General features: G+C 59.5%; 17 protein-coding genes and 1 tRNA gene. 7 read left to right on the top strand and 11 right to left on the bottom strand.

Features of this window, described 5'->3' with window-relative positions:
* Window positions 1-165 precede the first annotated feature (165 nt).
* The 4 genes from ACB028_RS16570 to fadR all read right to left on the bottom strand — a co-directional run bounded on the left by ACB028_RS16570 (window position 166) and on the right by fadR (window position 2,929).
* Entirely contained in the window at window positions 166-1,050 is an 885-nt protein-coding gene (locus ACB028_RS16570) for an AEC family transporter (protein ID WP_371144765.1), read from the bottom strand.
* A 12-nt stretch (window positions 1,051-1,062) separates the two neighbouring features.
* Window positions 1,063-1,620 (bottom strand): YaeQ family protein, encoded by a 558-nt coding sequence (locus ACB028_RS16565; RefSeq protein ID WP_216992421.1) that lies wholly within the window; start codon window positions 1,618-1,620, stop codon window positions 1,063-1,065.
* A gap of 179 nt (window positions 1,621-1,799) precedes the next feature.
* Entirely contained in the window at window positions 1,800-1,940 is a 141-nt protein-coding gene (locus tag ACB028_RS16560; protein WP_082037484.1) for a TIGR02808 family protein, read from the bottom strand.
* A 275-nt stretch (window positions 1,941-2,215) separates the two neighbouring features.
* Window positions 2,216-2,929 (bottom strand): fatty acid metabolism transcriptional regulator FadR, encoded by a 714-nt coding sequence (fadR, locus tag ACB028_RS16555; RefSeq protein WP_042026044.1) that lies wholly within the window; start codon window positions 2,927-2,929, stop codon window positions 2,216-2,218.
* A gap of 332 nt (window positions 2,930-3,261) precedes the next feature.
* On the opposite strand from fadR, the gene nhaB reads away from it, so the two are divergent.
* A complete protein-coding gene (gene nhaB, locus ACB028_RS16550) occupies window positions 3,262-4,842 on the top strand; it encodes a sodium/proton antiporter NhaB (protein ID WP_371144764.1) in 1,581 nt (526 codons plus the stop codon).
* 99 nt (window positions 4,843-4,941) lie between these two features.
* Window positions 4,942-5,463: a disulfide bond formation protein DsbB gene (dsbB, locus tag ACB028_RS16545; RefSeq protein ID WP_042026041.1), complete on the top strand. Its 522-nt coding sequence runs from the start codon at window positions 4,942-4,944 to the stop codon at window positions 5,461-5,463.
* Window positions 5,464-5,567: 104 nt separating this feature from the next.
* On the opposite strand, the gene ACB028_RS16540 is transcribed toward dsbB, so the two are convergent.
* From ACB028_RS16540 to uvrB, 3 genes are all read right to left on the bottom strand, one after another.
* A complete protein-coding gene (locus ACB028_RS16540) occupies window positions 5,568-6,218 on the bottom strand; it encodes a DedA family protein (protein ID WP_201977851.1) in 651 nt (216 codons plus the stop codon).
* A 152-nt stretch (window positions 6,219-6,370) separates the two neighbouring features.
* Complete coding sequence (locus tag ACB028_RS16535; protein WP_371144763.1) at window positions 6,371-6,628, bottom strand: YkvA family protein; 258 nt, start codon at window positions 6,626-6,628, stop codon at window positions 6,371-6,373.
* Complete coding sequence (uvrB, locus tag ACB028_RS16530; RefSeq protein ID WP_371144762.1) at window positions 6,625-8,637, bottom strand: excinuclease ABC subunit UvrB; 2,013 nt, start codon at window positions 8,635-8,637, stop codon at window positions 6,625-6,627. The genes ACB028_RS16535 and uvrB overlap by 4 nt, the downstream gene beginning before the upstream one ends.
* 133 nt (window positions 8,638-8,770) lie before the next feature.
* On the opposite strand from uvrB, the gene ACB028_RS16525 reads away from it, so the two are divergent.
* Window positions 8,771-8,846: transfer RNA gene (locus tag ACB028_RS16525), tRNA-Asn, on the top strand.
* A gap of 54 nt (window positions 8,847-8,900) precedes the next feature.
* Here ACB028_RS16525 and ACB028_RS16520 read toward each other — a convergent pair.
* Window positions 8,901-9,083, bottom strand: a complete 183-nt coding sequence (locus ACB028_RS16520) for a hypothetical protein (protein WP_156140831.1) — start codon at window positions 9,081-9,083, stop codon at window positions 8,901-8,903.
* Between the two features lie 536 nt (window positions 9,084-9,619).
* Between ACB028_RS16520 and ACB028_RS16515 the strand changes: the two genes are divergently transcribed.
* The gene (locus ACB028_RS16515) at window positions 9,620-11,305 is read left to right on the top strand and encodes an aspartate:alanine antiporter (protein ID WP_042026458.1); all 1,686 of its coding nucleotides are present in this window, start codon (window positions 9,620-9,622) and stop codon (window positions 11,303-11,305) included.
* 238 nt (window positions 11,306-11,543) lie between these two features.
* Here ACB028_RS16515 and fabB read toward each other — a convergent pair whose 3' ends face one another.
* Complete coding sequence (gene fabB, locus ACB028_RS16510; RefSeq protein ID WP_026457872.1) at window positions 11,544-12,755, bottom strand: beta-ketoacyl-ACP synthase I; 1,212 nt, start codon at window positions 12,753-12,755, stop codon at window positions 11,544-11,546.
* A gap of 90 nt (window positions 12,756-12,845) precedes the next feature.
* On the opposite strand from fabB, the gene mnmC reads away from it, so the two are divergent.
* A complete protein-coding gene (gene mnmC, locus ACB028_RS16505; RefSeq protein WP_371144761.1) occupies window positions 12,846-14,864 on the top strand; it encodes a bifunctional tRNA (5-methylaminomethyl-2-thiouridine)(34)-methyltransferase MnmD/FAD-dependent 5-carboxymethylaminomethyl-2-thiouridine(34) oxidoreductase MnmC in 2,019 nt (672 codons plus the stop codon).
* Window positions 14,865-14,948: 84 nt separating this feature from the next.
* Here mnmC and ACB028_RS16500 read toward each other — a convergent pair whose 3' ends face one another.
* Both ACB028_RS16500 and ACB028_RS16495 read right to left on the bottom strand, forming a co-directional pair.
* Window positions 14,949-15,548, bottom strand: coding sequence for a DUF922 domain-containing protein (locus tag ACB028_RS16500; RefSeq protein WP_026456209.1), 600 nt, complete (start codon window positions 15,546-15,548; stop codon window positions 14,949-14,951).
* Between the two features lie 181 nt (window positions 15,549-15,729).
* The gene (locus ACB028_RS16495) at window positions 15,730-16,113 is read right to left on the bottom strand and encodes a hypothetical protein (protein WP_338609947.1); all 384 of its coding nucleotides are present in this window, start codon (window positions 16,111-16,113) and stop codon (window positions 15,730-15,732) included.
* 277 nt (window positions 16,114-16,390) lie between these two features.
* On the opposite strand from ACB028_RS16495, the gene dcuC reads away from it, so the two are divergent.
* The gene (gene dcuC, locus ACB028_RS16490) at window positions 16,391-17,743 is read left to right on the top strand and encodes an anaerobic C4-dicarboxylate transporter DcuC (RefSeq protein WP_026456207.1); all 1,353 of its coding nucleotides are present in this window, start codon (window positions 16,391-16,393) and stop codon (window positions 17,741-17,743) included.
* 87 nt (window positions 17,744-17,830) lie between these two features.
* The gene (locus ACB028_RS16485) at window positions 17,831-19,486 is read left to right on the top strand and encodes a bifunctional UDP-sugar hydrolase/5'-nucleotidase (protein ID WP_371144760.1); all 1,656 of its coding nucleotides are present in this window, start codon (window positions 17,831-17,833) and stop codon (window positions 19,484-19,486) included.
* The last annotated feature ends 115 nt before the right edge of the window (window positions 19,487-19,601 follow it).

Genomic DNA, 19,601 nt, shown 5'->3' with positions numbered 1-19,601 from the left:
TTAATTAGCTCCCCCTAAAGGGAGTCATGCTGGCCAGATACTAAGGGATTTCAACGGACACAACTTGGGAGGGGATCACGAAAAGTAAAATGAAGGGGCCGAACTTGCGCCTAAAAAACAGCCATAAAATCGACAAAATGGTGAATTATCAGAATTGTATTCTGCTTATGATGGCAAGTGCAGCGCCAGCCAAACCGAAAGCGGGATCACCAGCAAGGAGAGCAGATTGCCCCCCAGCACGATACTGGCCACCTTCTCCGGCTGGCAGCGGTACTGCTCGCACAGCATGTAATTGAGCACCGCTGGGGGCAGGGAGACCGACAGCATCAGCAGCGGGATCCATTCAGCTTTGAGAGGCAACAGCCAGATGGCGAACAAGAGCGACAGGCCACCGGCCAGCAGATAGAGCAGGTTGCAGCGCAGGGCCAGCCCCAGGTGATCCAGCTCCCCCTCCATCAGGCGGATCCCGAGGGCAAACAACATCAGCGGCACCGAGATCTGGCCGAGCATCGACACCGTCGTCACCAGATATTCAGGCAGCGGGATCTGCAGGTTGGCCACCAGCAAGCCAGCCAGGGCCGCCCAGAGCACGGGGCTGCGCAGCCAGAGCCAGCGGGAGGTATTGGCCGACAGGATAAACATGCCGACCGAGAAGTGAAGCAGGTTGGAGAGCACAAAGAGGATGACGATGGCCCCCAGCTGCTGCTCGCCAAAGGCCAGCACCATCAGGGGGATGCCCAAATTCCCGGTGTTGCGAAACATGGCGGGCAAAATGAGGGCCGCCCGCTCGACGCCGTCGAGCCTGAGCAGAGCGAGCAGCAGCCCGGGCAGCAGGATCACCAGGGCCCCTGCCCCGATCAACGGCAGATTATCCCCCAGCGCCAGCGGGTACTTGACCAGTGCCGAAAAGACCAGCGCCGGAGTAAACAACTCTATGTTGGCCAGGTTGACATAGCCAAGCGCCCCGCCCGGTCGCAGCCTGCCATAGAGGGCGCCGAGCCCGATCACACCGAACACGGGAATGACGATATTGAGCAGGGCGCTGAACACGGGCGGATTCCGTTACAGTTCGCGGGCCGGCTTGCCCATCAGCAGCAGCGGATCCAGGGTCACTTCCTGGGCGCCATTGCTGATCCAGAGCTGGCCGTCGGAGATGGTACAGGTGAGCTGCATGGTACGCTCCACCATGGCAGTGAGCGCCAGGGTCTGGCTCTCCGCAAGTTCGATGATGCTCAGGTTGTCATGCAGGCTCAGCTTGCCCTGGTTTTGCTTCCACCAGACGCTGGTGCCACGCCCGCCGTAGAGATAGAGCACGACCTGGCGCGACCGGTTGCAGGCCTTCTTGAGGCGCTTCTCGTCGGGCTGTCCCAGTTCAATCCAGAGCTCAATCTCGTCCGAGTAGTTCTTTTCCCAGAGTTCGGGTTCATCGTCGGCGCTCAGCCCCTTGGTAAATTCCAGTCGCTCTGCGGCATGCCAGGCAAACGCCGCCAGCCGGATCATCATCCGCTCGTCCGTTTCGGAAGGGTGGCGCGCCAGGGTGAGGGAGAAGTCCTGATACAGATTGCGATCCATGTCAGACAAGCTGATCTGGGCCTTGAATACGGTTGCCTTGAGAGCCATAAAAAACCTTGAAAACCTGGGTAAGAGACACGTGAATGGAAATACGGGCGCCAGTGTAATCAAATTGGCGACAGGGTTCGACCACAGAAATCAAAGATTTGGCCACACCGGCTTCGAAAGGCGCTGAAAAAACAAATGCCAGTCCGAAGACTGGCATTTGGCGGCATTGCAGAAGCGACTCACTTCTCGGCGGACTCGACCCCGAAGGCGTTGAGCAGCACACAGCAGGTGACTGCCACGGCTACAAACCCACTCAGGAAGATAAAGGGCATGACCCCATATCCCAATACGGTCCAGATAGTGTGTTCAAGCAGACTCATAATGTGGTCCTTTCGTCCTGTGAAATGCGTGTTCCTTTTTCGGCGGATAGTATCTCCGCTCTTGATAAGTCTATTTGACCCTAACCCGTTGCTGAGTCCTATGCCACCAAAGTAATAAATGCGGGGTATATTTGCGCCAGATCAATTTTTAGAGTGTATTTCCTTTCAACTCAATGGATTAGTTGCCATTGACAGCCCTGACAAGAAGACGGAAACCGGAAACGGGCATAAAAAAACGCGCCAAAGGCGCGTTCTTGAGAGGCTGACAAGGTGACTCAGTTGTCACACAGGTCGATCGGCATGTCCTGACGCAGGCGCGTCCAGAGCTTGCCGGATTCGATGCCGTACTGGCGAACCGTCATGAAGACTGCTTCGTGATCGTGGGTCTCGGCCAGGTTCAGCAAGGTCTTGTAATAGGTGTCCGCAGTTTCGCGCGCCTGCTTGTCGGAGAAGTAGTAACGCCCTACCCGGCTATACAGCCCCTTGAATCCGTTGAGGATCAGGGCATATATGGGATTGCCGGAGGCAAACGACAGCTGGTGATGGAGACGATAGTCGAACTCGGCATAAGCCTCGGCCGTGTTCTCCACTTCGGCGGCGCCGCGCAGGATCTCGGCGGCTTGCTCCGGATTGTTACGGATGGCACCACGGATGAAGATGGTGCAGATGTTGGTGCGTGCCGACAGCAACTGGGCGACCAGATCCGGCACCTTGTCCTGATCCAGACGGGCCAGGGTCTCCAGAATATTGAGACCGGAGGTTTCCCAGAAGTTGTTTACCTTGGTCGGTTTGCCATGCTGTATGGTCAACCAGCCGTCACGGGCCAGACGCTGCAACACTTCCCGCAGGGTTGTGCGTGTCACCCCGATCAGCTCGGACAATTCACGCTCTGCAGGCAGAATGGATCCGGGAGGAAAGCGATTGTTCCAGATGGACTCGATGATGTATTCCTCGGCAAACCCTGCAGGGCTCTGCGCTTTTATGACCATGAAATGACTCTGTTGTAATACGTAAAAAGGCCCACGAATCATATCAAAGCAAGGAAGGCTGGCAAGCAGAAGGTCAGTCCTCTGCTCACATATGGCAAAGAAAATGTTATTAATTTGTGTTAAAAATCGATAGCGGTGCCAGTCAGCGCTGGTTATGTGGTGATAAAACCATCACTTCCAAGATCTTGGCCCAACCTTTGTATATAATCGTTCCGCTTTTTGATTAAAATCACGTGTAATTATATAGATACGGGCCAACATCCGGACGTACAGGTCAAGTACCCTTGACTGCATAGACGCAGATCCTAACAACAACGCTGAGACCCATCATCATGCCAATAAGCCTAGGGCAGGCATTTGCCAAGAACTTCTTGGGCAATGCGCCACAGTGGTATAAACAAGCCATCCTGCTGTTTCTGATCATCAACCCCATCGCCTTCCATTTCGACCCCTTCATTGCAGGCTGGTTGCTGGTTGTCGAGTTCATCTTCACCCTGGCCATGGCCCTCAAGTGTTATCCCCTGCAACCGGGCGGTCTGCTGGCCATCGAGGCCGTGCTGATCGGCATGACATCGGCCGATCAGGTCAAGCATGAGCTGGTCGCCAACATAGAGGTACTGCTGCTGCTGGTATTCATGGTGGCAGGCATCTACTTCATGAAACAGTTGCTGCTCTACGTGTTTACCAAGCTGCTGATCGGAGTGCGCTCCAAGATACTGCTCTCCCTCTCCTTCTGCCTGGTATCTGCCTTCCTCTCCGCTTTCCTCGACGCCCTGACGGTCATTGCCGTGGTGATCAGCGTGGCCACCGGTTTCTACGCCATCTATCACAAGGTCTCCTCCGGCAAGGAGTTTGGTCATCATCACGACCATACCGATGATCAGGAAGTGGCTGAACTCAACCGCCAGGATCTCGACAATTTTCGCGCCTTCCTGCGCAGCCTGATGATGCATGCCGCCGTCGGTACGGCACTGGGGGGCGTCTGCACCCTGGTGGGTGAGCCGCAGAACCTCATCATCGGCGAACAGGCCGGCTGGCACTTCGGTGAATTTGCCATCCGCATGGCGCCGGTCTCGCTGCCGGTCTTCATCTGTGGTCTGCTCACCTGTGTGCTGGTCGAGCACTTCCGCCTGTTTGGCTACGGCACCCGCCTGCCCGTCAACGTGCGCAAGATCATGGAGGAGTACAACCGTTATGAAGAGGCAAAACGCAGCCAACAGGACAGAGCCAAGCTCATCGCCCAGACGGTGATAGCAGTCTGGCTGATCGTCGGTCTGGCGCTCCACCTGGCGGCCGTGGGCCTTATCGGTCTCACCGTCATCGTGCTGGCCACTTCCCTGACCGGCATCACCGAAGAGCATGCCCTCGGCAAGGCGTTTGAAGAGGCGCTCCCCTTCACCGCCCTGCTCGCCGTCTTCTTCAGCATAGTGGCCGTGATCATCGATCAGGAGCTGTTCAAGCCGGTGATCCAGTGGGTGCTCTCGGCAGATCCGGATCACCAGCTGGCGCTCTTCTATATGGCCAACGGCCTGCTCTCCATGGTCAGTGACAACGTCTTCGTCGGCACCGTCTACATCAACGAAGTGAAAACGGCCCTGCTCAATGGAGCCATCAGCCGCGAACAGTTCGATCTGCTGGCGGTGGCCATCAACACGGGCACCAACCTGCCATCTGTGGCCACCCCGAACGGTCAGGCTGCTTTCCTGTTCATGCTGACTTCGGCGCTGGCCCCCCTGCTTCGCCTCTCCTATGGCCGCATGGTGTGGATGGCATTGCCCTACACCCTGGTGCTGGGTCTGGTCGGTTTCGCCGCAGTGGAAACCGTGTTGACGCCCCTGACCGAGTGGTTTTACCAGCAGGGCTGGCTGATTGTTCCGCAGGGGGCTGCCGTAGTCGCCCCGGCGCTACACTGATCCTGTCGTACTCCAATGACAAGGGCCCGCCAGGGCCCTTTTCTTTTGTCCCCTGCTCTGCTCTAATTCAGCCACTGTTTCTTCTGTGAGATCAATGAGATGATCGCGTTTCTCCGCCGCTTGGCCAGCAACCGCCTGGCCTGGGGACTGCTGGCGGCCTCCGCCCTGTTCCTCGAACTGTGTGCGCTTTTCTTCCAGCACATACTTGGACTGCATCCCTGCGTGATGTGTGTCTACGAACGGCTTGCGACACTGGGTGTCCTTTGCGCCGGTCTGCTCGGCATGATTGCCCCAGAGAAGTGGTACCTGCGCTGGAGTGCCATGCTGCTATGGGGTTACAGCGCCTTTCGCGGTCTCCAGCTGGCGCTGCAACATGTCGACTATCAGGTCAACCCCTCCCCGTTCAACGTCTGCAGCCCTTATGCCGACTTCCCGAGCTGGGCGCCGCTCGATCAATGGATCCCCTGGCTCTTCTTCCCGGATGGGGATTGCGGCGAGATCACCTGGCAGTTCTTGAGCTTCTCCATGCCCCAGTGGCTGGTGGCCATCTTCGCCGCCTACCTGCTGGTGTTTACCGTAGTGGCCATCGGCAATCTGGTGAAGGGTCGCTGCTGTAGTTGAGGCATCCGGCCTGCGCGCCAGAACAAGTACCACAGAAATAGGGGAGCCTTTATGGCTCCCCTATTTTGTTTGTCTTGCTGGCCCAGGCACTATGATGAGACGACTCAGCTCGCCTGCGCCGGGCTCATTTTCGCACGGATCACCCCGACCACCATGGGCAGCAGGGAGATGCCTATGATGCCGAAGATCAGCAGGGTAAAGTTGTGGCGCACCAGCGGCAGGTTGCCAAAGAGGTGGCCCGCATAGACAAACGACAACACCCACAGCAGTCCGCCCACCAGATTGAATGCCAGGAAGCGCGGATAGGTCATGGCCCCCATGCCTGCCACGAAGGGGGCAAAGGTACGCACAATCGGCAGGAAACGGGTAATGATGATGGTCTTGCCGCCATGTTTGGCATAGAAGCCTCGGGTCTTCTCCAGATAGTCCCGCCTGAAGATTTTCGAATCCGGCTTGCGAAACAGCTGCTCGCCGAAGAAGTGACCAATGGTGTAGTTGACCACATTGCCGAGCACGGCGGCGAGAGTCAGCACACCAGCCAGGGTGTGCACATCCAGCACGCTGTCGACGGTGAGGGCGCCGGCGGCAAACAGCAGGGAATCGCCGGGCAGAAACGGCGTCACTACCAGTCCGGTCTCGCAGAAGATGATCAGGAACAGGATGGCATATACCCAGATGCCATAGTTTTCAAACAGCTCTTTCAGATGAACGTCGACGTGCAGGATAAAGTCGATAGCAAACAGGATCAGATCCATTTTTTGATACTCGTGAAGTGAACGGCGTGGAGTCTACGCCAACCCATGCAGGGTCACAATCACGAGACAGGTCTCATTCTTCCCCTTTCGCAAAAAAGCCAGACAAAACCGTTTTCGGCTCCCAAGCCGCATTGATACGGGTTACAAGCCCGTCAGGATCCCTCCTCCAGACCATCACGTACCGAGGCCGGCAAGCAGCGTTCCCAGCCCCACAACAGGAGTAGCAGCAGGGTCGCATCGTCGAGCCAGCCAACCAGCGGTACCAGATCCGGCACCAGATCAACCGGACTCAAGCCATAGAGCAGGATGAGGATCACCAGCCCCCTGGCCCACCAGGGGGTGGACGGGTGGCGAAAACCGAGGTAGAGGCGGCGCACGCGCCGCCAGATGAGCCAGCGTCGAGTACTCATGATTCGATCAGCTCGCCGCGCAGTTGCTGGATCTGATCCCGCAGTGCCGCCGCCTGTTCGAACTCCAGATCCCGGGCATGCTGGAACATCTGCTCTTCCATCCGCTTGATCTCCTTGGCGATCTCGCTGGCGGAGCGGACATGGTACTCCCCTTGTGGCTCGGCCGCCTTACGACTCCCCTTGCCGCCCTTGCCAGCGCTGCGGCTGCCCCCCATGTCCATCACATCGCCGATGGCCTTGTTGAGCCCCTTGGGGGTGATGCCGTGCTCGAGGTTGTAGGCGTGCTGCAGGGCGCGGCGCCGCTCGGTCTCTTCGATGGCCACCTTCATGGAGTTGGTGATAGTATCCCCGTAGAGAATGACCTTGCCGTTGAGGTTGCGGGCCGCACGCCCTATGGTCTGGATCAGGGAGCGGGTGGAGCGCAGGAAACCCTCCTTGTCCGCGTCCAGGATGGCCACCAGGGACACCTCCGGCATGTCGAGGCCTTCGCGCAGCAGGTTGATCCCCACCAGCACATCAAAAGTACCGAGACGCAGATCGCGAATGATCTCCACCCGCTCCACGGTGTCGATGTCCGAGTGTAGGTAACGTACCTTGACGCCGTGCTCCGCCAGATATTCGGTCAGATCTTCGGCCATCCGTTTGGTGAGCGTCGTCACCAGCACCCGTTCCGCCAGCGCTACCCGCTGGCGGATCTCGGAGAGCAGGTCGTCCACCTGGGTGGTCACCGGGCGTACTTCCACTTCGGGATCGAGCAGACCGGTAGGACGCACCACCTGCTGCACCACGTCGCCGCCAGATTTCTCCAGCTCATAGGGGCCCGGGGTTGCCGAGACAAACACCGTCTGCGGCATAAGGGCCTCGAATTCATCGAACTTGAGAGGACGGTTGTCGAGCGCGGAAGGGAGCCGGAAGCCGTACTCCACCAGAGTCTCCTTGCGGGATCTGTCCCCTTTGAACATGGCGCCGATCTGCGGCACCGTGACGTGGGATTCGTCGATGATGAGCAGGCCATCCCCCGGCAGGTAATCAAACAGGGTGGGCGGCGGCTCCCCCGGCGCACGGCCGGAGAGGTAGCGGCTGTAGTTCTCGATGCCCGAGCAATAGCCCAACTCCTGCATCATCTCCATGTCGAACTGGGTGCGCTGGCTGATCCGCTGCTCCTCCACCAGCTTGTTGAGCGACAACAGCTGCTCACGACGGCTTTTAAGCTCCTCCTTGATATGTTCAATGGCATCGAGGATGGTTTCGCGCGGAGTGGCGTAGTGGGTCTTGGGATAGATGGTGTAGCGCACCACAGTCTGCTCGATGGCGCCGGTCAGCGGGTCGAACAGGGAGAGGCGCTCCACCTCCTCGTCAAACAGTTCAACTCGCAGGGCCAGCTTGTCCGATTCGGCGGGGTAGATGTCGATCACCTCCCCCCTTACCCGGAAAGTGCCGCGCTGGAAGGCCATGTCGTTACGGGTGTATTGCAGTTCGGCAAGACGGCGCAGGATGTCCCGCTGGTTGATCACATCCCCCACTTTGAGGTGCAACATCATGCTGAGGTAGGCCTTCGGATCTCCCAGACCATAGATGGCAGACACCGAGGCGACAATCACCACGTCACGCCGCTCCAGCAAGGCCTTGGTGGCCGACAGCCGCATCTGCTCGATGTGATCGTTGATGGAGGCATCCTTCTCGATGAAGGTGTCGGTGGTCGGCACATAGGCCTCGGGCTGGTAGTAGTCGTAGTAGGAGACGAAATACTCCACCGCATTGTCGGGGAAGAACTCCTTCATCTCGCCGTAGAGCTGGGCCGCCAGAGTCTTGTTGGGAGCCAGGATCATGGTCGGGCGGTTGAGAGTCGCGATGACATTGGCCATGGTGAAGGTCTTGCCCGAACCGGTCACCCCGAGCAAGGTCTGATGGGCAAGGCCAGACTCGATACCGTCGAGCAACTGGGCAATGGCCTTGGGTTGATCCCCGGCGGGTTGAAACTGGCTGGCTAATTTGAACAACTTGCTCATGGAGACTCCCGACACGAAACAGCAAGAGAGCAGTGTAACCGAGTGATCCGCACCGGTACACCCGCACCATGATGCCGTCGGTGGCTTGACCGGTGAAGACACCTTCTGTATGATGCTCCTCCTTGCCTGATGTTCCCCCGTAGTTCAGTCGGTAGAACGGCGGACTGTTAATCCGTATGTCACTGGTTCGAGTCCAGTCGGGGGAGCCAATTCCTCACCATCCCGGTGCAAGTTATCCACTTTAGTGCTCTCTTCTGCCAATTTTAATGCACAAGATCCTTCTTGCTGCTGACGATCCCCTTTTTCACCGCACACGGCTCTTCAGAGTTTTCTTCTGTTGCATCTAAGTATTTGATTTTAATGTAAACATTTTTCATGCGGTATTTTTTGTACAGCCCTTGCAGCCCAGTATTGGCGCGGCTTTCGGGCCGATGAACAGGATTCATAAACAGGGTTATCCACAGATTCTGTGGGTAACTGCAGCAAACCCTGTCCCGATGCGGGTTCACCCGTTATCACGGCTTTTCGGGCCATGCTCCGAGGGGCAACCTGATTTTATGCTGTTTTGTACATACCCCTCTCTCCCCTGCCCAAACGACACTTTTGTTCCTTTTTGCAGATATCTTTTGTCTACCCCAGCAGTGCTGGGCGAGCAGCCAACATGATGGTCGTTTACTTCCCAGATCACCCTGTTTCGCTACCGGTTGAATCTGCTGAAACCGCTCCTTCCAAAGCGGGCCAACAGCAGAATCTAAACTTATCCTCCTCACTGTCCAGCTCCCCCTTGCGTCAGCATTTTTCACTCATTGACACGGGCCTGAACAGCAAAAATCGCCACCTTTGCACCGATACGCTCCCGATCCCTCTCTGGCAAGCCGTCACAGCCCCTCGTAACTGTTGATTAATCGGTTCCTTGCGCTTCTTTATTGGTGACAGATCCGGCACAATGTCCGCCCCACTTTTTTCCTCGGTTTTTCCGGGCATGACCATAGATTTCGTGACACTGCTACATCAAAGCGACTCCCTGCTCCTGTTCGTGGTGCTGGCCTTCGGCCTGCTGCTTGGCAAGGTGCGCCTCGGCAACTTCCAGATTGGCAACACCATTGGGGTGCTCTTCACCGCCCTGCTGTTTGGCCAGATGGGCTTCCAGTTCTCCACCTCCACCGAAAACGTCGGCTTCATGCTGTTCATCTTCTGTGTGGGTATCGAGGCCGGACCCCACTTCTTCAGCGTCTTCCTTCGCGACGGCATCCACTACATCACCCTGACCCTGGTGATCCTGCTCTCGGCACTGCTGCTGACCGTAGGGCTGGCCAAATTCTTCAATCTGGGGCCAGGCATGGCCGCCGGCATCCTGGCGGGCTCGCTCACCTCGACCCCGGCGCTGGTCGGTGCCCAGGATGCCCTGCGCAGCGGCCTGCTTAACCTCCCTCACCAGACCGACATGCAGTCGGTGCTCGACAACATGGGCATCGGCTACGCCCTGACTTATCTGGTGGGACTGGTGGGCCTGATGCTGGTGGTGCGCTATCTCCCCTCGCTGGCACGCCTCGACCTCAATACCGAGGCGCAGAAGATTGCCCGTGAGCGGGGCCTCTCAGACAGCGACAATCGCAAGACCTATCTGCCCATCATTCGCGCCTACCGGGTCGGCCCCGAGCTCGCTGCCTGGATTGGCGGCCGCACTCTGCGCGAGACCGGCATCTATCCCCACACCGGTTGCTATGTGGAGCGGATCCGCCGCAACGGCATTCTGGCCAGTCCCGATGGTGACGCCGTCATCCAGGAAGGGGACGAGATCGCCCTGGTGGGCTACCCCGAAAGCCACGAGAAACTCGACGTCAACTATCGCAACGGCAAGGAGGTGTTTGACCGCAACCTGCTTGACCTGCAGATCGTCACCGAAGAGATAGTGGTGAAGAACGACGCCGTGGTGGGTCGCCATCTGGTGGAGCTGAATCTCACCGAGAAGGGGTGCTTCCTCAACCGGGTGGTGCGCTCCCAGATCGAGATGCCGTTCGATCGCAACATCATGCTGCAAAAAGGCGACGTGCTGCAGATCAGCGGCGAGAAGCAGCGGGTCAAGCTCTTGGCCAACAAGATCGGCTTTATAAGCATCCATAGTCAGACCACGGATCTGGTGGCCTTTACCACCTTCTTTGTGCTGGGGCTGCTGATTGGCTCCGTCTCCCTGGTATTCGGCCAGATCGAGTTTGGCCTCGGCAACGCCGTCGGCCTGCTGCTGGCCGGGATCCTGATGGGGTATCTGCGGGCCAACCACCCCACGGTCGGCTATGTGCCGCCGGGCGCCCTGCGTCTGGCCAAGGATCTCGGCCTCGCCGTCTTTATGGTGAGCACGGGTCTCAAGGCCGGTGGCGGCATTCTGGACCACCTGAGCGAAGTGGGTGGCGTGGTGCTCTTGTCCGGCATGCTGGTGACCACCCTGCCGGTGCTGGTGGGCTATCTGTTCGGGGTCTGGGTGCTGAAGATGAACCCGGCGCTGCTGCTCGGCGCCATCACGGGGGCCCGTACTTGCGCTCCGGCCATGGATGTGGTCAACGAAGCGGCCAACAGCTCCATTCCGGCGCTCGGCTACGCCGGCACCTATGCGGTGGCCAACGTGATGTTGACCCTGGCGGGCTCCTTTATCATCGGCTTCTGGTTCTAGCCGCCCTTATCTTGTCATTGCAACCAATTAGCGTAAGAAGGGGAGCCTGTGGCTCCCCTTCTTGTCATCATCAAACCCTGGCATGAAGTGACACCGCATGAGCAGGACCACTCACCGCATAACCCCCCCGCCCAGACCGGCATATGACAAGCTCTGCTTGCTCTGCAACAGCCAAACAAATCGCAGCCACAAAAAAAAAAAAGCGCCCTGAGGCGCTTTTTTTATATCAACCGGATGATCAGGCTTTGAACTTGCTGAACACCAGGGAGGCGTTGGTACCGCCAAAGCCGAAGCTGTTGGACATCACGGTGTCGAGGTCAGCCTCTTCGTACTCGCGCACGATGGGCAGCCCTTCGGCCTTCTCGTCCAGGTTCTCGATGTTGATGCTGGGGGCGATAAAGCCATGTTGCAGCATCAGCAGAGAGTAGACGGCCTCGTGCACACCGGCGGCACCCAGCGCATGGCCGGTCATCGCCTTGGTGGCGGAAAGCTTGGGCGCGTTGCTGCCAAACAGGGTCTGGATGGCTTCCAGCTCCTTGGTGTCACCGACCGGGGTAGAGGTACCGTGGGTGTTGATATAGTCCACCTTGCCGACACTCTGCATCGCCATCTTCATGCAACGCACAGCGCCTTCGCCGCTCGGGGCCACCATGTCGTAACCATCGGAGGTCGCACCGTAACCGGTGATCTCGGCATAGATGTGGGCACCACGGGCCAGGGCGTGTTCCAACTCCTCGACCACCAGGATGCCGCCGCCACCGGAGATGACGAAACCGTCGCGATCCGCATCATAGGTACGGGACGCTTTTTCCGGGGAGTCGTTGTATTTGGTAGACAGCGCGCCCATGGCGTCAAACTGGATGGTGGAGGACCAGTCCAGCTCCTCGCCGCCACCGGCGAAGACGATATCCTGTTTGCCAAGCTGGATCAGTTCCAGAGCGTGGCCGATGCAGTGGGCAGAGGTCGCGCAGGCGGAGCTGATGGTGTAGTTGACACCCTTGATCTTGAACGGCGTAGCCAGGCAAGCGGAGGTGGTGGAGGACATGGTGCGCGGCACCATGTAGGGACCCACGCGCTTGACTCCTTTCTCACGGGCGATGTCGCAAGACTCGGAGGTGTTCTTGCCGGAGGCGCCGCCGGAGCCGGTCACGATGCCGGTGCGCTCGTTGGAGACCTGATCTTCCGGCAGGCCGGCATCTGCGATGGCCTGCTGCATGGAGAGATAGGCGTAGGCCGCAGCGTCACCCATGAAACGCATGACTTTACGGTCGATCAGTTCAGACGGATCGAGTTTGATGTTACCCCAGACACGGCTGCGCAGGTTGTGTTGCTCGAACTGCTCGGAATAGGTGATGCCGGATTTGCCTGCTTTCAGGGAGGCCAGCACTTCTTCCTTGTTGTTGCCGATACTGGAGATGACGCCGATACCGGTGATCACTGCTCTTCTCATTAATTCATCTCGTCTGGAAAAACTGGCGCCAAGTCTACCCGCTTTCGGCTGCCAAACTGGTCTGCTTTCACGTAGAATGCCCGCGATTTTGTGACGCGAGCCGAGGAAAACGTGAGTCAAACATCCTTACATCATGCCCGATTGGACTGGAACGAGGCGGGTACTCCAGTCTCCAGTGACTTCGGGGATGTGTACTTTTCCAATGATAACGGTCTAAGTGAAACCCGCTACGTCTTTTTGCAGCAAAATCAGCTGCCAGCGCGATTTTCGCACCATGATGGTGACACTTTCGTGATCGGTGAAACAGGTTTCGGTACAGGTCTTAACTTTCTGGCGACAATGAAAGCCTTCCTGGAACAGACGTCCCAATCCGGTAACGCCCTGCGTCTTCACTTCATCAGTTTCGAAAAATACCCCCTGACCCGGGACGATCTGCGCAAGGCGCTGGACGCCTGGCCCGAGCTGGCACACTTCAGCCAGGATCTCGTCAAACAGTGGCCCCTGCCGGTATCCGGCTGCCACCGCCTGCACTTTGCCAGCGGACGCATCTGCCTCGATCTCTGGTTCGGCGATATCAAGGACATGTTGCCGCAGGTGCCCCATCAGGCCGACGGTCTGGTGGATGCCTGGTACCTCGACGGCTTCTCGCCGGCCAAAAATCCGGAAATGTGGACCCAGGATCTGTTCGACGGCCTCGCCCGCCTCGCCCGCCCCAACGCCACCCTCTCGACCTTTACCTGCGCCGGTTTCGTGCGCCGGGGACTCATCGCCGCCGGCTTTGCCATGAAGAAGGTGAAGGGGCACGGCAGCAAGCGGGAAATGCTGGCCGGCGAGCGGATAGACAAGCAGCCACAGCAGACCATAGCTCCCTGGTATGCCCGCCCGGCCGGGCGGGAGGGGGACGTGCTGATGATAGGCGGCGGCATCGCCTCGGCAATGACGGCGCTCTCCCTGGTGGAGCGAGGCCGCAAGGTGACGCTCCTGTGCGAAGATGGCGAGCCGGCCTGCGGCGCCTCCGGCAACCGGCAAGGGGCCTTGTATCCGCTCCTTAACGGCGAGCACGACGCGTTGTCGCGCTTCTATTCGCTCGCCTTTGGCCATGCCAGAAACCGGCTGCTGGCCCTGGCAGAACGTCACCCCATCGCCTTTGAGCTGTGCGGCGTGACCCAGCTCGGTTATGACGACAAATCCGCCGCCAAGCTGGCCAAGATGAGCCAGGGCCCCTTCCCGCCCGAGCTGATGCACCCCCTCTCTACGGCACAGTGCGAAGCAGCCTGTGGTCTGCCCTCGGGTCATGCTGGGGTCAGCTATCCACTGGGAGGTTGGCTCTGCCCGGCCGATCTCACCCGCGCCGCCATCAAGGAAGCCCAAACAAGCGGCCTGCTACAGGTGGAATACGGCGCCCGGGTGGTAAGCGTCGGCGAGCAAAGCGACGGCTGGCAAGTGATGAGCCATGACGGTCGCCACTGGCAGGCCCCCAATCTGGTGGTGGCCGCCGGCCACCAGCTGCCCACCCTGCTCCCCTTTGCCGAACTGCCGCTCTATCCGGTGCGCGGTCAGGTGAGCCATATTCCGACCAGCCCAGCGCTCGGCCAGCTCAAGACCGTGCTCTGCTACGACGGCTATCTCACGCCGGCCCACAACGCGCATCACTGTATCGGGGCCAGCTATGGTCGCAACCAGACCAGTCTGGAATTTCGCACCGATGAACAGGTCCAGAACCGGACCAGATTGCAAGCTTGCTTGCCTGGCCAGCCCTGGCCCGATGAGGTAGACGTAAGCGGTAACGAGGCGCGGGTCGGGGTACGCTGCGCCAGCCGGGATCACCTGCCCGTGGTCGGCCCCGTGGCCAGATTGCAGGGATTGGCGGATCACTACGCCGGGCTGCATGGGGATCGACAAGATGCCGCGCCGCTGCCACTTTACCCGGGTCTCTATGTACTGGGCGCCCTCGGCTCCCGGGGCCTGTGCTCGGCACCGCTGTGCGGCGAGTTGCTGGCCAGCGAGATCTGTGGCGATCCCCTCCCCCTGGCAGCCGATCTGCTGGAGGCGCTCCACCCGGCCCGTTACTGGGTGCGCAAGCTGCTCAAGGGCAAGTCGCTGGCCTGAATCCCGCACTGCCAGCCATAAACAACAAGGCCGCCCAATGGGCGGCCTTGTTGTCGTCGGTACCAATCCATTGATATCAATCCATTAATTGGGCCAGCGCACGCCAAAACGCTCGCCATAACCGGTCTGTTCCTGAAACGCATCGATGCGCTCCCTGATCTTCTCCATCTCCTTGCTGCCCGCCGCCCAGGCGGCATAGCGCAAGGCCTGGCAATCGCCGTGGCTCGGCAGGGCCGCGATGGCACCGCCCACCAGGCTGCTGCCCCGCTGTACCATCTCCTTGAAGCGGGACTCATACTCGAACATGCTGGAGAGTACCCTGGCCCAGTCGTCGCGGGCAGATCCCGTGCTGTTGCGGCTCTGGCTCCAGCGGGGCAGCAGCACGGTCGCCTGGGTCAGGACAGTGACCTGGGTAAGCTGGCAGCGCCCCGGCAGCTGCTCCGTCTCGAGCTGCCAATCCACCTGATAACTTGCCTTACCAAGTACCACCTTGCCATTCACCCTGGGGGCACTTTGAACGATGGCGCTGGCCAGTTGGTCCGGGCTGGTTGCATTGACGTCATAAAAGCGCACATTGATGCGGGATTCGGGCACCACCTGCGGCCTGACTGTTTGCGCCTGGCTCGCCAGCGGCAGCAACAACAACCCGATCCCTACCACCATGTTATGAAACTTGCTGACCATGCCAGACTACCTTCCTTGATTGCACGGGCGAAACAGCAACCGTGCAGAAACGGGTGCCACATAGATAACGCTATAGCCTATGTGCGACCAGGATGCTGCGCAATACCATGATTGTTCAGAAATCTGAGCCCGCTCACAGGTTCCGTGAGTCACCTGGGCGCCAAGGGTGAAATTGACAATTTTATCGCCTGGATCCGGCTATTCTGCGCCAGCTAAGGTGATAATTTTTCACATTGATGTCATGACCATCTATCTGAATGAAATGATCATTTTCAATGCGGTTGGCAAAAAAGCGGCGATCTGCCCGATCTCTTAACCACAACTCGCAAAGTCCAAGCTTACCTCGCCGGGGATAAAATTGGGGGATGGTCAACAGCACCACCCCATCCACTCGCATGGCCTGCCGGGAGAGACAATCGTCACTCGTCATGCCGGTGATCAGGGCCGCGAAACGGGGACCCTCTCCCACGGCGACCATCAGCACGCCGTAGGCGCGGGCTGCAGTCAGGTGTCGCATGGCGATCGCCTGACAAGGACCCGTCTGGTGAAAACCGTCGTTGTTCATTGCCAACACTCGATTTGGCATAAACATCAAGCAAGCACAAATTAAGCAGAGTTTAATTCTGAAAAACTGTAACTTCAAAATACATAAACCCTAAAAACCACACAATGAGAGTCAGATTAGGCAGTCATAACCACCAGGTAAAGTGCTTTTATCCTTTTAAAATGCTGTTTCCACTGGGAAATGTTGATGTGGAGCAAACTACTACCGGCTTGTTGTCGCGGGATTACCCCCATAGGAATAGACTTATGCCACTTTCACCTACCCAATAAGGCTATATATGCTGGAACTCGTTATCGGCACCCTGGTCACCCTGGTGGTGGGCCGTGCCATCTTCAAGGGATACTCCGCCACCGGCGTGCTGCTCAGCGGTGGCCTGCTATTGCTGCTGGTCACCGCCCTGATGGGCAAACCCGTCCTGCCAAGCAAGGTCGCCAGCACCGGCTACCTGGCAACCGACATCTTCGAATACGTCCGCTTCCTGCTCAATGACCGTGGGGGTGGACTGGGGATGCTGATCATGGTGCTGTGCGGTTTTGCCGGCTACATGAGCCATATTGGCGCCAACACCATACTGGTCAAGCTGGCCAGCAAGCCCCTCGGTTTCATCAAGTCCCCCTACATCCTGCTGGTCGCCGCCTATCTGGTCGCCTGCGCCATGTCCCTGGCGGTCAGCTCGGCCACCGGTCTCGGGGTATTGCTGATGGCGACCCTGTTCCCGCTGATGGTCAACATGGGGATCTCCCGTGGCGCCGCGGCGGCCGTCTGCGCCTCCCCGGCCGCCATCATTCTGGCCCCCACCTCAGGTGACGTGGTAATGGCGGCCCAGGCCGCCAACATGCCGCTGCTGGACTTTGCCTTCAAGCTGACCCTGCCCATCTCGCTGGTGGCCATCGCCTGCATGGCGGTGACTCACTTCTTCTGGCAGCGCTACCTCGATCAGAAATCCGGCGAACACAATGAACCTGTGGCACCGGGTGATCTGATCACCTCGGCTCCCGCCTTCTACGCCATCCTCCCCTTCACTCCCATCATCGGGGTGCTGGTGTTTGACGGCAAATGGGGACCGCAGCTCGATATCGTCACCATCATCGTCATGTGCATGGTGCTGGCCAGCCTGCTGGAGCTGATCCGTGTGCGCAATGGCAAGGAGCTGCTGGACGGCCTGCAGGTGTGCTGGCGCAACATGGCGGATGCCTTCGCCGGCGTGGTCATGCTGCTGGTGGGTGCCGGCGTCTTTGCCCAGGGCCTGATGACCATCGGCTTCATCGACACCCTGCTGACTCATGCCCAAGATCTGGGCTCGGGCGGCCTGATCATGATGCTCTCCCTGGTGGTGATCACCACCCTGGCGGCCTTCACCACCGGTTCGGGCAATGCCCCCTTCTACGCCTTTGTGGAGCTTATTCCCAACCTGGCCAGCAGCCTGGGCATCAACCCGGCGTATCTGGTGATCCCCATGCTGCAGGCATCCAACCTGGGCCGCACCATCTCGCCGGTCTCCGGCGTGGTGGTCGCCTGTGCAGGGATGGGCAAGCTCTCCCCGTTCGAGGTGGTCAAACGCACCAGCATGCCGGTCGCCGTCGGCCTGCTGGTGGTGATCCTCGCCACCCAGATCATGGTCCCCGCCTGATCCCCTACCAGCCCGGCACCTGCCGGGCTGGTATCTTGCCCCCCTGTTGCAGTAGACTCGGTGCCTCTTTCCCTAAGGAGGACCGAGATGAGTATTACGGTTCAACTTGCCCACTTCAGTGATTGCCACTCCCATTTCGACGGCGCACCGATCAGCTTCTCTCCCGTCGGTCACCCCCAGTGGCGCACCCAGTGCGGCGGTTATGCACGGATCCTGACCCGGCTCACCCAACTGCGTGCCAAGGCCGCCAGCCAAGGCCAGGCCAGCCTCTTCTTGCATGGTGGCGATACCTTTCAGGGCTCACTCTATTTCAACCGCTTCAAAGGTCGCGCCAACGCCGACCTGCTCGCCATGTTGCAACCCGATGCCATGGTGATCGGCAACCACGAGTTCGATCTGGGCAATGGCCCCCTGGTGGAGTTTTTGCGCCAACTCGATTTGCCTGTGCTGGCTGCCAACCTGGACAACAGCCAGGAGCCCGACGACACGCCCCTGGGGCTCTGGGATCTGCCCCACCTTTATGATGCGCACCAGCCCTGGCATCGCCGTGAACTGGGCGGCGTGCCGTTTGCCCTGCTCGGCATCACCCTGCCCCAGATGGCTGCCATCGCCAACCCGGATCCCCACACCCGCTTCCATGCCGTGGCCGACACCCTCATCCGGGTGCTGCGCGAGATAAAGGAAGAGGGGATCCACCATATCGTGCTACTGAGCCATCTCGGGCTGGAGCAGGACAAACTGCTGGCCGAGAGATTCCCCCAGCTCAGCCTCATCATCGGCGGCCACACCCACAGCCTGCTGGGAGATCTGGCACCGCTGGGACTGCCGAGCGAAGGGGAGTATCCCCTGATGCAAAACGGGGTCGCCATCCTGCATGCGGGGCACAGTGCCCTCTGTCTCGGGGTGTGCGAACTGGCCTTCGACCAGGCGGGCCGCGTGGTACAAAGCCGGGGGCAACTGGAGTGGCTGCCCTGGCAGCCCTGGCCGTTTGCGGGTGACGTCCCCGCCGGGCTGGTCTTTTGCGAGCCGGATGCCAGGGTGGAACAGCATCTGGCCAGACGCTACCGGCCGGAGATCGAGACCATGACCCAACGCATCGTCACCCACCTCGACACTCCTTTGCTGCATCAGCGCCTGCCGGATGCCCTGCTGCCAAACGGCAGCCAGGTGGCGCCACTGGTCGCCCGGGCCATGCTGGCAGCGGCGCGCGAGCAGGTCGGTCAGGTGGATTTTGCCCTGCACAATGCAGGGGGCGTGCGCTGCTCGCTGGAGCAGGGCCCCCTTAGCGAGGCCGATATCGCCGGGCGTCTGCTCCCCTTCGCCATCCCCCTCACCCTCTATCGGGTCCATGGTCACGAGCTGGCGGAGGCACTGGAGGGGGCGATTGACAACGCCACCAACAACGGCGTGGCCGGCAATGGCAGCGGCAGCTTCCCCTACACTGCCGGGGTGCGCTTCTGTTACCGGGCCGAGCGGCCCAAGGGGGCGCGCATCACCCGGCTGGAGTGGGAGCACTCCCCCGGCAACTGGCTGCCAATCGAGGCCGATGAGATCTATCGCGGGGTATCGAGCGCCTATACCGCCTCCGGCAAGGAGGGCTACACGGCGCTGGCCCGTACCCTGACCCAGCACAATCAAGAGCTGGGCATCACCCTGGCGGACGCCTTCATCCGCTGGGCCCGTCACCTGTCAACCCTCGCCATCCAGCCACCACTGGTGGAATACCATACAGCTACACCCTGACAACCGGGGAGTCATGGCCTGATCCGCCTTTGGATCAGGCCATTTATGAGAATATTTGCCCTGCACGGGCCTGCCCCATTGCATCGGACTCGCGGCCTCGGCAAGATAGGCCCGC

Source organism: Aeromonas sp. S9(2024), from assembly GCF_041403185.1.
Classification (GTDB): Bacteria; Pseudomonadota; Gammaproteobacteria; order Enterobacterales; family Aeromonadaceae; genus Aeromonas; species Aeromonas enteropelogenes.
Note: the sequence above shows the minus strand (reverse complement) of the source record. Positions and strands in the feature narration are given on the sequence as shown.